Genomic DNA, 14010 nt, shown 5'->3' on the forward strand with positions numbered 1-14010 from the left:
AATGTACAAAATGAAGAAAATAATTTTCATTTGCATGATTGCCACGATGTTATTCGCGTGTAAATCTGCTTCGTCAACAGCTTCAACAGAAGCAACTCCGCTTTCGACTAAACTTGACAGACCTACTCAAGTTGCTATTAAAGGAAATTGGGTCCTTACAAATGTAACTTATGCCGGTTCTGACTATATTAAAGTAACCTCTTTTGATCTTGCAGATTCTAAATGTTTTATTGGCAGTACCTGGAATTTTATTTCAAATAATAATAAAGGTACAATGAATTTAAATTCTCCAAATTGTACAGCTTTTACTTCACCAATTGTTTGGAGTATTAACAATCAGGGACTATTTGTTCTGAAAATTGTTAATCCGGGAACAAAATCTAAAAATGTAAAAGAAGGATACTTACTAAAAGTTGCAGGTTTAACGGATAACTCTTTTCAGTTAATCGACAATATCAATGTTGGTGGGCAGGTTAAGGATGTTACTTACCAATTTCAAAGAGCTAATTAATATTAAAAAGGATAAAAATGAAAAAGATAACAGTTTTAGGTTTAAGTAGTTTACTTGTATTAGTTAGTTTATTTACAAGCTGCGATTCAGTTAAAAATGCTAATAATACTCAAAAAGGTGCCGGAATTGGAGTAGTTGCCGGTGGTATTATTGGAGGTATTTTAGGAAATAATTTAGGAAAAGGCGGAAACGCTGCTTTAGGAGCTGCAATTGGAGCTGCTGTTGGTGGTGGAACCGGAGCCTTAATTGGTAACAAAATGGATAAACAAGCCCGTGAAATTGATCAGGCTTTACCAGGAGCTTCTGTAGAAAGAGTAGGTGAAGGAATTCACTTAACCTTAAATGAAAATGCTGTTCGTTTTGATACTAACAAATCAACTTTAACTCCTCAGGCAAAAGCAAATTTAGATAAATTAGTTCCTGTTTTTAACGATTATGGAGATACAGATATTCAAATTTTCGGTTATACTGATAACACAGGTAAACCAGAATATAATTTGACACTTTCAGGACAAAGAGCCGCTTCTGTACAAGCTTATTTAGTTTCTAAAGGATTAAAATCAAGCCGTTTTAAAACTTCAGGTTTAGGTATTGTTGATCCTATTGCAACAAATGATACTCCAGAAGGAAGAGCTCAAAACCGTCGTGTTGAATTCTCTATTACAGCAAATGACAAAATGGTTAACGATGCAAAAGCAGAAGCTGGAAAATAATTTCAGATAAAATAAAATATTAAAAAAGCTGTTTCATAATTGAAGCAGCTTTTTTTTGACTTTAGAAATTAAACATCGTAAATTTGACCTCTCTAATTACAACACATGCTTGATATTCAAAATATATCTTTTTCGTATACTGATAAACCAGTTATAAATAATGTTTCTTTCACGATCAATAAAGGTGAAAATATTGCCATTATCGGGGAAAGTGGTTGTGGTAAAAGTACGCTTTTAAAGCTCATGTACGGTTTGTTCGATTTAGACGAAGGCAAAATATTTTATAACGAAAAACCTATTCTGGGGCCAAAATACAATTTGATTCCGGGAATGCCTTATATGAAATATCTGGCGCAGGATTTTGACTTGTCTCCATATGAAACTGTGGCGGAGAATGTTGGTAAGTTTCTTTCGAACGGTTTTGCAAACATGAAAAAACTTCGTGTTCAGGAATTGTTAGAGATGGTAGAAATGGAGCAATTTTCTAATGTTAAAGCTAAATTTTTAAGTGGAGGCCAACAGCAGAGAGTGGCCTTAGTAAGAGTTTTAGCTTTAGAGCCAGAAGTAATTCTGCTTGACGAACCTTTCAGTCAGATTGATGCTTTTCGTAAAAATGCTTTGCGCCGAAACTTGTTTAAGTACTTAAAACAAAAAGGAATTACCTGCATTATCGCAACACATGATAGTACAGATGCCTTGTCTTTTGCAGATGAAGCGATTGTAATGCGACATGGGGAAATTATCATAAAAGGTGATCCGGCAAAAATATACGAAGATCCGCAGACGAAATATGTGGCTTCGTTATTTGGAGAAGTAAATGAGGTTGCAACACATTTATTACTTCCGTATGAAGACGAAACCCATAAAACATTAGTGTATCCGCATCAGTTTAAAATGGTTTCAGAATCTAAACTTCCGGTAAAAATTAGAAGAACTTATTTTAGAGGAGGCCATTATTTAATTGAAACGGTACATAAAAGACAGTTGATATTTTTCGAAAGTGAAATTGATCTTCCTCTCGAACAGGAAATATTTCTTGGACTTAATTATTTATAAAAATAAACCCGACAGTTTTGAAATTGTCGGGTTTGCTTTTTAGAAAGACTTTCCAGTGCTAAATCTTATTTTTCATTCTTTTCAATGAATTGCTTTAAAAACTGTTTTTTCAAAAAGTAATTGTTTTTAAACAGTCTGATAATTAAAGTATATTAAATTGCTAATACCGAAAAAAATAGTAATTTGTACTCTTATGTTTTAAAGTATACGTAAATTTGCATTCTAAATTTTTAACAAATAACAATATTATATGTATCATTCAAAAATAGCAGGCTTAGGATATTATGTTCCTTCAAATGTTGTGACAAACGATGATTTGTCTAAGATAATAGATACCAATGACGAATGGATTCAGGAACGAACAGGAATTCAGGAGAGAAGACATATCATTCGTGGAGAAGATACTACAACTTCGATGGGTGTAAAAGCTGCTAAAATTGCTATAGAACGTTCCGGCGTAGCCAAAGAAGATATTGATTTTGTAGTTTTTGCTACATTAAGCCCGGACTATTATTTTCCAGGACCTGGGGTTTTAGTACAACGTGATTTAGGATTAAGAACCGTTGGGGCTTTAGATGTTAGAAACCAATGTTCCGGTTTTGTTTACGCAATTTCTGTTGCAGATCAATATATTAAAACCGGAATGTATAAAAATATTTTGGTAATTGGTTCAGAGGTTCATTCAACTGGATTAGACATGACAACCCGCGGACGCGGTGTTTCGGTAATTTTTGGAGATGGAGCAGGAGCGGCAGTTTTAAGCCGTGAAGAAGATTTGACAAAAGGAATTTTATCAACGCATTTACATTCAGAAGGGCAGCATGCAGAAGAATTGGCTTTGCAGGCACCAGGAATGGGAGCGCGCTGGGTAACTGATATTATTGCAGACAACGACCCGAATGACGAAAGTTATTATCCTTACATGAACGGCCAGTTTGTATTTAAAAATGCAGTTGTTCGTTTTGCCGAAGTAATCAATGAAGGTTTAGAAGCAAATGGACTTCAGGTTTCAGATATCGATATGCTGATTCCACATCAGGCAAACTTGAGAATTTCTCAATTCATTCAGAATAAATTCAAATTATCTGATGATCAGGTTCATAATAATATCCAGAAATACGGAAACACAACAGCAGCATCTATCCCAATCGCTTTAACAGAAGCTTGGGAACAAGGTAAAATTAAATCTGGTGACACCGTTGTTTTAGCCGCTTTTGGGAGTGGATTTACATGGGCAAGTGCAATCATCAAATGGTAAATTAATTCATCTTGCATTATATTTAAAACCTGCTTCGTTTTGGAGCAGGTTTTTTTATACTTTAGTACTGTCATTGCGAGGAACGAAGCAATCTCACGGCTAATATTACGTTACTAATTAAAAATGAGATTGCTTCGTTCCTCGCAATGACAAACTATGAGTAAATAGATTAATAATTAACAATGAAAAAAAATCAACTGGAAATAGCATGCTTTAATTACGAATCCGCCATAATTGCTCAGGAAAATGGCGCAGATCGAATTGAGTTATGCGAAAACATGAAACTTGGCGGAACAACTCCAAATTCTATTTTAGTGGTAAAAGTCCGTGAAAGCTTAAACATTAAAATGCATATTATAATCAGACCTCGCGGTGGTGATTTTGTTTATTCTGATGAAGAACTGACAGAAATGAAACAGGATATCAAGCAGTATAAAAAACTGGGTGTTGATGGTTTTGTTTTTGGAATTTTAAAAGACAGCGGTAATATTAATAAAAGACAGAATAAAGAATTAGTGCATTTAGCACATCCGCTTCCTTGTACTTTTCACCGTGCTTTTGATGTGGTCAAAGATGTAGAAAAATCTCTTGAAGATATTATCGATTGCGGATTTAAAACGATTTTAACTTCGGGACAAGCGATAAATGTAGAAGAAGGAATTCTGGCTCTGGAACGAATACAGGATCTTGCTAAAAATAGAATTGAAATAATGCCGGGCGGCGGTTTACGATCTTCAAATATTAAATTATTACAAGAACGGTTAGACTTAACTTTTTACCATTCATCTGCAATTACAAATAATTCAGAAATTGCAAATCCCGAAGAAATAAAAGAATTAAAAAATTTTCTATAATATTCTCAAAAAAATAAAAAAGCCTGAAGTTGGCAAACTTCAGGCTTTTTTCTACAAGAAAATTATTTAAAAATATTAAAATTGATTCTAATAAAAGCAGTGATTAGAACATTCCACCACCGCCTTGAGTAGTATTATCTTCTCTTTGTTTACGCTCTAATTTTTTGATTTTTGCTCCTCCAAAGTTGTAAGTTAAACCTAAATAAACCGTTTGGCTTTCCCAGGTGAACTGACCAGTTTGAGGATAAGGATAAATACCATCAAATGAATATTTCATTGTATTGAAAACGTCATTAAAACGTACGCTGATATTCATTTTATTGTCTAACAATGTATAGCGTGAACCAATATCCATTTTGTACATTTCGTTTCTATGTTGTTGAATCTCTTCAACTCCGCCTCTGTAAAAACCGAATAATAAAAAGCTTAAACGTTTTGTAGGCTTAAAGTTTGAGTTCATACGAGCATTAAATGCAGAAGTTGTTACACTACGCTCTAAAGGTGAACTTAATTTTGTTACAGGGTCATACTGGAACACTACACCTTGCTGGTTTATGCTGGAAAAATCAACAGAAGGCTGGATATCCCACCATTTAGTAAGTTTATAGTTAGCAGAAATATCAAAACCATATGCACTATTGTGATCGTAATTAGCAAAGCCCAAGACTTGTTTATATCCAGAAGTGTCTGTAGGATCTGGGCTTAAAGTTCTGCTTATTTGATCGTTGATAGCTCTTACAAATACTCCAGCGGTAATGCTTCCTTTTTCAAGAGTTTTAGTATAATTTACTTCGACAGAATTTGTAAACTGAGGTCTTAATTCTTGATTTCCGTATGAAGTTACCAATGGAGTAGAAAACTCACGAATAGGTTTTGTCTGCTCTAAACTTGGTCGGTCAACACGACGGCTGTAGCTTAATTGTAAAACGTTTTTCTCATTTAAGTTATAAGTTAAATAAGCTGATGGATATAATGTAATATAGTCATCATTAAATTTTGTCTGACCGGAATTTAAATTTGACTGCAAATTATAACTCTCAAAACGAGCTCCTAACTGATAACTGAATTTTTTGTATTTCTGACCGAAAGTTACATATGCAGAATAAATATCTGTATCATAAGTATAAGTAGAATTAGCAAATGCAGGATTGGTTGTGTTGTAAATATTGTCAGTTCTTGTAATTCTCGCCTCAGCACCTGCTTCAAGAGTCGTTTTATCGTTTAACGGATTAACATAATCAACGTTTACTGTACCTAATTTTCTTTTGTCATTAATATAATCGTCATATAAAAGAGAGTTAGCAGTATTATCCGGCTTTGTTGTTTTAGTATCAAAACTTGCATCTTGAGTTTCTCTGGTATTACTAAAGTTTCCTTCAAAATCTAAAGTATGACCTTCTTTTTTAAAGATATGTTTGTACGCTAAATTATAAGTTCCTGTTTCGTTTGGGCCTTCGTATCTTGATTTTTGGTAGATGTTTTTAATATCCGGATCTCCGTTATTATAATCAATATCAGTATTTACAAGTCCCGTTCCTTTTGCTTTATTTTGATTCGTGTAAAATGATAAAGTATTGTGATCATTGATTAAATAATCCATTCCAACTTTATACAAATAGTTATCATTGTCATTAGAAATATCTAATTTTTGAACCACATCCTGATCTAATCTTTTGATATGACCATCGTTAAAGTAAGTTCCAAAATTATTACCGGCATTTCCAAAGAAATTTACTTTTCCGGTTTTATAATTTAAATCTAAAGACTGATTGTATTTTGCCGTTTCTCCAAAAGTAATACCACCGCTGTAACTTCCGTTAAAACCAGTATTAGCATTTTTGTGTAAAATAATATTGATAATTCCAGACATTCCTTCCGGATTGTATTTTGCACTAGGATTTGTAATCAACTCAATTTTTTTGATAGAAGTTGAAGGAATTTGTTTCAATAACTGAGCAGGATCAATGTTAGAAGGTCTTCCGTCAATTAATACACGAACATTGTCATTTCCGCGAAGCGAAAGTTTTCCGTCCTGATCCACATTTACAGAAGGAATATTGCTCATAATATCTGACGCAGAAGCTCCGGCAGTTGTCAAATCTTTCCCAACAGTAATAACTTTTCGGTCAATTTTTTGTTCCATCGTCGAACGTTCGGCAACGATATTAACACCTTTAAGCTGTGTTGCTTCTTCTTCAAGAGAAACATTCACAGTTGCAGATTTTTTATTATCGGCTAAAATCACAGAACCAATATATTTTCTAAATCCAATGTATTGAATTTCGATGGTATAACTTTTTAGAGCTAAGTTTTTAAAGCTAAAATCTCCGTTGTCATCTGTATTGACTCCTGATACTACTTTTCCGTTTTCTTTAAGAGAAACAGTAGCGTAAGAAATAGGCGCATTGTTTGATTTTGCGGTAATTTTTCCCGTGACCGTTCCTGAATTCTGGGCTTGTGCTGTTGCAATTACCCCCAGTAATGCAAGCAGAAAGAATTTTAATTTCATAATGAGATAATGATTATTTTGATTTGATTGATGATGAGGTTGTTTTTTTATTTTTGTTTTGATTTTTTTTGCTTCAAATAAAATTTAAAGTCTCTATTAAGACTATTTTGTTGTCGATATGTTACAGAAAAAATAAAAAAAACTTTTTGTTTTTTTGGGAAGTTCTGTTTTGTAGCAGGTTAGCGTTTTGATTTTTTGATAATTTTAACATTCAAAACAAATCGTTTTTTAAGAAATTCTAACAGGATTATATTATTTTATATGTTTTTCATTTTCTGTAATTGATGAATAAGCAGTATCTTTGCTCACTTTAAAATAAGTTTACATGTCATTATCACAAATTCTTACACCTTCTATACAAAAAGCAATACAGGCATTATTTGACGTTTCTGTTGATAAAATCGAGTTTCAAACTACCAGAAAAGAGTTTGAAGGCGATATTACAATGGTAATTTTTCCTTTGTTAAAAGTGATCAAAAGCAATCCTGCCGAATTAGGAAATAAAATTGGAAACTACTTAGTTGAAAATGTTTCTGAAGTTGCGCGTTTCAATGTAGTTTCAGGGTTTTTGAATATTGTAATTTCAGATAGTTATTATTTGAATTTCTTTAATGAAATAAAAAGCAATCAAAAATTTGGATATGTAACGCCAGATCCTGCTGACAAAGCAATTATGGTTGAATATTCTTCGCCAAACACAAACAAACCTTTGCACTTGGGACACGTTCGTAACAATTTATTAGGATATTCTGTTGCAGAAATTATTAAAGCATCGGGTAAAAAAGTATATAAAACACAGATCATAAACGATCGTGGAATTCATATTTGTAAATCTATGCTGGCCTGGGAGAAATTCGGAAACGGAGAAACTCCGGAAAGTTCAGATTTAAAAGGCGATAAATTAGTTGGTAAATATTATGTTGAGTTTGACAAAGCTTACAAAACACAAATCAACCAATTAATAGAAACTGGTAAAACCGAAGAAGAAGCAAAAAAACAAGCACCAATTATTATTGAAGCGCAGGAAATGCTTAAGAAATGGGAAGCTGGAGATGAAGCGGTTATTGCCCTTTGGAAAAAAATGAACCAATGGGTTTACGACGGTTTTGCCACAACTTATAGTAATCTTGGAGTTAATTTTGATAAATATTACTACGAAAGCAATACCTATTTATTAGGAAAAGATGTTGTTCAGGTTGGTCTTGATAAAGGTGTTTTCGAAAAAGATCCGGATGGTTCTGTTTGGATTGATTTGACAGATGAAGGACTTGATCGTAAAATTGTATTACGTTCTGACGGAACTGCTGTTTATATGACGCAGGATATCGGAACAGCAATTCAGCGTGTAAAAGATATGCCAGATGTTGGGGGAATGGTTTACACTGTTGGTAACGAACAAGATTATCACTTTAAAGTGTTGTTTTTGATTCTGAAAAAACTTGGCTTTGACTGGGCTTCAAGTTTATATCATTTATCATACGGAATGGTAGATTTACCTTCCGGAAAAATGAAAAGCCGTGAAGGAACTGTTGTAGATGCTGATGATTTAATGCAGGACATGACAGATACCGCAAAACAAATCTCCGAAGATTTAGGGAAACTAGACAGCTATTCTGCCGATGAAAAAGCAAAATTGTATAAAACAATTGGTCTTGGCGCTTTGAAATATTACATTTTAAAAGTAGATCCTAAAAAACGTATTCTGTTTAATCCAGAAGAATCTGTAGATTTTGCAGGAAATACAGGTCCGTTTATTCAATATACTTACGCCAGAATTCAATCAATCATCCGTAAAGCCGATTTTGATTTTTCTGAAAAAACAAATATTGAAGAGCTTCACGAAAAGGAAAAAGAGCTGGTAAAACAAATCGAACTTTTTCCAGAAGTAATTCAAAATGCTGCTCAAAATCATAGTCCGGCATTAATTGCAAATTATACTTACGATTTAGTAAAAGAATATAATTCGTTTTACCAATCAGTTCACATTTTAGGTGAAGTTGATTTGACTAAAAAGGTTTTCAGAGTACAGCTTTCACAGAAAGTTGCCGAAGTTATAAAGTCTGCATTTACTTTATTAGGGATTGAAGTTCCGGAAAGAATGTAAAAGCTTGCATAAGAATTAGAAAAGCCGATAGTTGAAAACTATCGGCTTTTTGTTTTAGAATTGTTCACTAAAAGAATGAAAAATAATAAGATAAGACATATTTTAAGTTAAATATTGCTTTCGTATATGAATTAAAGATAATTCATGTTAATTTTGCGCTCGAAAATTCAAAAGTATTAAATCAAGTATTTTGTAATTTGCTGTTTATTAGTTATTTATTAAGGTTTTGAACGCTATAAAAGTATTGTAAATTTTAGCCGCATAAAATTAAAGATATTTTCCTTATATCATTTTTTATCTATTTTGAATTAGTACACCTTTTAGTAAGAATTATAAGGATCTATAGACCGTCTAATTAATTTTAGGCGGTTTTTTTATTTGTAAAAATAAGACTATATTTATCAATGTTAAAAATAAATAAAATCTTGTTAAAATTAATTTAATTTTATAAGTTGCGCCCCTTAATTCAAATAAATAATAATGAAAAGAAAAATTAAAGGGCTGCTAGTTCTGATGTTTGTGCTTACAACGCATTTATTTTTTGCGCAGGAAAGAACAATATCTGGAATTGTATCAGATAATGCAGGAATGCCATTGCCTGGTGTGAATGTTTTAGTGAAAGGGACAAAAAATGGAACACAAACAGATTTAGATGGTAAGTATTCTATTAAGGCATCTTCCAATCAAGTTTTGATATTTAACTATATCGGAATGAAAACTCAAGAATTACTTGCTGGTTCGACTTCTATAAATGTAAAATTAAAAGATGATTCGGTAGAATTAGAAGGAGTAGTTGTTACTGCTTTAGGAATAAAAAGATCAGAAAAAACACTTGGATATGCAGTGTCAAAAATAAATTCAGATGAAATCAGCAGATCTGGAGAGCAAAATGTTATGCAGGCATTAGCAGGAAAAGCTGCCGGTGTACAAGTGGTTGGATCTGGAGGAACACCAGGTGCTTCTAGTAAGATTATTATTAGAGGAGTTAATACAATTACTGGAAGTTCTGATCCATTAATTGTAGTTGATGGAGTTCCAATTGACAATACTACTAGTCAAACTAGCGCTGGAGATAATCCTTTTAATGCAAATTTGTCTGGTATTAATAACTCTAACCGTGCATTAGATATAAATCCAGATGATATCGAAAGTGTATCAGTACTTAAAGGTCCTGCAGCTGCAGCGTTATACGGAGAGCGAGCAGGTAATGGGGTTATTATTTATACAACTAAAAAAGGGAAAGCTGGAAAAGGCTTAGGGATTGATTATTCTACTTCATTAGCAATTGATAAAGTTAGTCAATTGCCAGCAAGACAAAATAAATATGTCCAAGGTGGTTTAAATCCTAAAACAGGTATTCTTGAATATAATGGAGGAACTCCACAAAGCTGGGGGCCATCTGCAGAATCTCTTGGGATGCCAATGTATAATAATACAAGGAATTTCTTTAAAGAAGGTCTGACATTTACAAATAACATATCTTTTTATGGTGGTGATGAAAAAGCTGTCTATAGGGCTTCTTACGGAAATGTAAGTCAAACAGGTATGATTCCTGAAACAGGTTTAAAAAGAAACACTTTAAGAGTTGTTGGGGATTTAAAAATTAATAATAAGTGGAAAACAGGAGGAAGTCTGCAATATACTCATACAACAAATACATTAGCTCAAAACGGAAGTAATTCTTCCGGAGTGATGTTGAGTTTACTACGTTCTCCCGGAAACTATGATCTAAGAAATTATAAAGATGCCGAAGGAAATAATATGAACTATTATTCTTCATATGATAATCCTTATTTTACTGTTAACGAAAACCCGGCAACAAGTGATGTAAATCGTGTTTTTGGGAATATGTATTTAACATATTCACCTGATATATGGTTGTCTTTAACTGCAAAAGGTGGAATAGATGCTTATTCAGATTCTCGAAAACAAGTTTATGCAATTTCATCTAATGGAGATAATCTGAGAGGAATTGGAGAAGTTGCGTTTAATAATATTAATAATAAACAATTTTACGGAGATTTTATAGCAAGCGGATTATTGCCTTTGAAATCAGAATGGTTTAAAATAAATTATACAGCAGGTCTTAATTTGCGTTCATCTCAAAATACAGATGTGTTTTCAAGAGGTAAAGAACTTGCGGTAAGAGGAGTTTATAATTTATCAAATGCAACACAATTATATGCATCAAATGTAGAATCAAATATTATGTCTAGAGCTTTATTTGGACAATTAGAATTTGATATTAAAAATCAAGTTTTTGTTACAGGATCTCTTAGAAAAGAATGGTCTTCAACTTACGGAACTGATGCTAATAGTGCATTATTTCCATCAGCATCTGCTTCATGGGTTTTATCAAGTTCATTTGATTTGCCAGAATGGACAACTTTTGCAAAATTAACTTATGGATATGGAGAAGTTGGTATTGCGCCGCAAGCCTATAAAACAATTAGTACATATTCGCAGCCATTTATGACTGATGGATTTACAGATGGATTAAGTTTTCCATATAATGGGGTTAATGGTATGGGGCTTTCAGGAACCTTAGGAAATCAACAATTAAAACCTGAAAGAGTATTAGGTCATGAAGTAGGTCTAAACACTAAATTTTTTGAAAATCGTTTGACTTTCGATGTAAATCTATATTATAAAACTTCTAAAGATTTATTAATAAATGTTCCATTGCCACAATCAAGCGGATTTGCTGTTGTTTATCAAAATGCGGCTGAATTAGTTAACAAAGGTGTTGAGGTTGAATTAGGTTATGATGTTTTCAAAAAAGGGAAGCCATTACAATGGAATATTAATTTGAATTGGGCTAAAAACGAAAATAAAGTGACTGATATTTATGGAGGCTTAGATGAAATTTCTATTGAAACCGCTTTTGGATCAATCGGATACTATGCCGTAAAAGGACAGCCATTAGGAAGTTTCTATGGTACAAAATGGGAACGTGATGAAAATGGACAAAAAATAATAGGATCTAATGGTTTGCCAATAATTGCTGACGAAACAGGAAATTTAGGTAATTCAGCTCCTAAATGGACAGGAGGAATTAGAAATACATTCACTTATAAAAGAGTTACTTTGTCGGGATTATTAGATTTCAGACACGGAGGAGTTGTGTATAATGGCACATTAGCAAGACTGCACAATTTTGGAGTTTCGGAAGCCTCAGCAGATAGAGAACATAACTATATTATTGATGGTGTGAAAGAAGATGGTACTCCAAACAATATTGCAATTTCAGCTAAAGATTATTACCAAAAATATTTAGGTGACGGTGGAGGAGCTTCAGAAGAAGCTGTAACAGATGTAAATTGGATAAGATTGCGTGACGTGACATTAAGTTATGACTTTAATGTGAAAAAATTTACTGCAATTAATTCAGCTCAATTATCATTTACGGGTAGAAACTTGTGGTTAAATACTAATTATAAAGGCGTTGATCCTGAAACTAGTTTAACAGGTGCAGGTTCAAGAATTAATGGATTGGATTATTTTAATAACCCGGGAAGCAAATCATTTATAATGACTCTTAAAGTTGGATTCTAAATTTTAAATTTTAAAAAAAATGAAAAAATATATAAAAAGTTTAATCTTGACAGCTTTAAGCGTCGGGATGCTTTCAAGTTGTCAATCTGAATTGGATCATTTTAATGGAAACCCAAATGATCCTATGTCAAGCAATCCAAGTTTATTATTAGCCGCGATGGAAGTTTCGACTTTTTCAACACATACATCAGGTTTAATTAGAACTTCTAATATTTTTGATCAGCATCTTGCAGGAACTAGTATAGGTCAATTGGGAGATATTCAGCGTTATTTTATTAGTGAGCAAGATGTTAATAACGAATGGAATACTTTATATGGCACAACTTTGATGAATGGTCATATATTAACACGTGATTTTGCAGCTGAATATCCATATTATACAGGTATGGGACAGATATTAACGGCGATAAATTTAGGATATGCAACTGATCTTTGGGGAGATGTTCCATATGATGAAGCTTTTAAGGCTGATCAGGGAAATAGAACTCCTAAATACAATACTCAGGAAGAAATTTATCAAAGGCTGCAAGCAATTCTTGATGAAGCGATTTTAAACCTGCAAAAACCTGTTCCAAATAATCTTTCTGTCCCAGCTAAAGATGATTATATCTTTAATGGAGATACAAAAAAATGGATTCAAATTGCTTATGTTTTAAAAGCAAGATATTCATTAAGATTAACAGAAGTTGATACGCAGGCAGCTCAAAAAGCATTAGAATATGTTGTGGCTTCAGGAATGAGTTCAAATAATAATGATGCAAATACTTTTTTTCCAGGTACTTCAAATGGGCTTAATCAATGGTATGCTTTTAATGAAAGCCGGGTAAATTATCTTAAGACAGGAGCTTATTTTGTTAATTCTTTAAAAGACTCTAACGATCCAAGATTGTCATTTGCAATTGCAAAAGATAAAAATGGTAATTATACTGGTAATGCTGCAGATGATTTAGATACAACTTCATCTTCCTATATTGGTTTGGCGTTTGCAGATGAAACATCTTCAATCGGTATTGTTACCTATGCTGAAGCTAAATTTATTGAAGCTGAGGCAAAGTTTAGATTAGGACAAGATGCAAAACCAGCATTGCAAGAAGCTGTTGCTGCTTCGGTACTAAAAATAACAGGGAGTACTGCAAAACCAGAATTTTTATCTGCTGTAACTACAACGGTAAATTTAGAAACTATTATTCAGCAAAAATATCTGGCTCTTTTCTTAACTATGGAACCTTATAATGATTATAGAAGAACTGGATTTCCTGCATTAGTTCCAAACCAGTCTTCACAGACAAAGATTATTCCTGTAAGACTTCCAACACCGTCAGATGAGAGACAATATAATCCAAATGCTACAGTAGTTAGTAATGTAACGACTAATGTTTGGTGGGATAAAAATTAACCAATTTTAGTGTAGAGCAAAAAAAAAGCCGGTAATCTTAAAATTACCGGCTTT

9 protein-coding genes are annotated in these 14010 nt (G+C 32.9%); 8 read left to right on the plus strand and 1 reads right to left on the minus strand.

Annotation, left to right across the window (positions count from 1 at the left end):
- The first annotated feature begins 10 nt into the window (after nucleotides 1-10).
- The 5 genes from ASD98_RS04670 (at nucleotide 11) to ASD98_RS04690 (ending at nucleotide 4392) form a co-directional block, all read left to right on the plus strand.
- Nucleotides 11-511, plus strand: a complete 501-nt coding sequence (locus tag ASD98_RS04670; protein ID WP_056203187.1) for a lipocalin family protein — start codon at nucleotides 11-13, stop codon at nucleotides 509-511.
- Between the two features lie 17 nt (nucleotides 512-528).
- Nucleotides 529-1224 (plus strand): OmpA family protein, encoded by a 696-nt coding sequence (locus tag ASD98_RS04675; protein ID WP_056200850.1) that lies wholly within the window; start codon nucleotides 529-531, stop codon nucleotides 1222-1224.
- A 105-nt stretch (nucleotides 1225-1329) separates the two neighbouring features.
- Nucleotides 1330-2280: an ABC transporter ATP-binding protein gene (locus ASD98_RS04680; RefSeq protein ID WP_056200852.1), complete on the plus strand. Its 951-nt coding sequence runs from the start codon at nucleotides 1330-1332 to the stop codon at nucleotides 2278-2280.
- 250 nt (nucleotides 2281-2530) lie between these two features.
- Complete coding sequence (locus tag ASD98_RS04685) at nucleotides 2531-3538, plus strand: 3-oxoacyl-ACP synthase III family protein (protein WP_056200855.1); 1008 nt, start codon at nucleotides 2531-2533, stop codon at nucleotides 3536-3538.
- 182 nt (nucleotides 3539-3720) lie between these two features.
- A complete protein-coding gene (locus tag ASD98_RS04690) occupies nucleotides 3721-4392 on the plus strand; it encodes a copper homeostasis protein CutC (protein ID WP_056200858.1) in 672 nt (223 codons plus the stop codon).
- Nucleotides 4393-4495: 103 nt separating this feature from the next.
- Here ASD98_RS04690 and ASD98_RS04695 read toward each other — a convergent pair whose 3' ends face one another.
- Nucleotides 4496-6901, minus strand: a complete 2406-nt coding sequence (locus ASD98_RS04695; protein ID WP_056200861.1) for a TonB-dependent receptor domain-containing protein — start codon at nucleotides 6899-6901, stop codon at nucleotides 4496-4498.
- Nucleotides 6902-7226: 325 nt separating this feature from the next.
- Between ASD98_RS04695 and argS the strand changes: the two genes are divergently transcribed.
- From argS to ASD98_RS04710, 3 genes are all read left to right on the plus strand, one after another.
- The gene (argS, locus tag ASD98_RS04700) at nucleotides 7227-9005 is read left to right on the plus strand and encodes an arginine--tRNA ligase (protein ID WP_056200864.1); all 1779 of its coding nucleotides are present in this window, start codon (nucleotides 7227-7229) and stop codon (nucleotides 9003-9005) included.
- Between the two features lie 480 nt (nucleotides 9006-9485).
- Nucleotides 9486-12560: a SusC/RagA family TonB-linked outer membrane protein gene (locus ASD98_RS04705; protein WP_056200866.1), complete on the plus strand. Its 3075-nt coding sequence runs from the start codon at nucleotides 9486-9488 to the stop codon at nucleotides 12558-12560.
- A 19-nt stretch (nucleotides 12561-12579) separates the two neighbouring features.
- A complete protein-coding gene (locus tag ASD98_RS04710) occupies nucleotides 12580-13956 on the plus strand; it encodes a SusD/RagB family nutrient-binding outer membrane lipoprotein (protein ID WP_056200868.1) in 1377 nt (458 codons plus the stop codon).
- Nucleotides 13957-14010: the final 54 nt, after the last annotated feature.

It is taken from the genome of Flavobacterium sp. Root186 (genome assembly GCF_001428525.1).
Lineage (GTDB): Bacteria > Bacteroidota > Bacteroidia > Flavobacteriales > Flavobacteriaceae > Flavobacterium.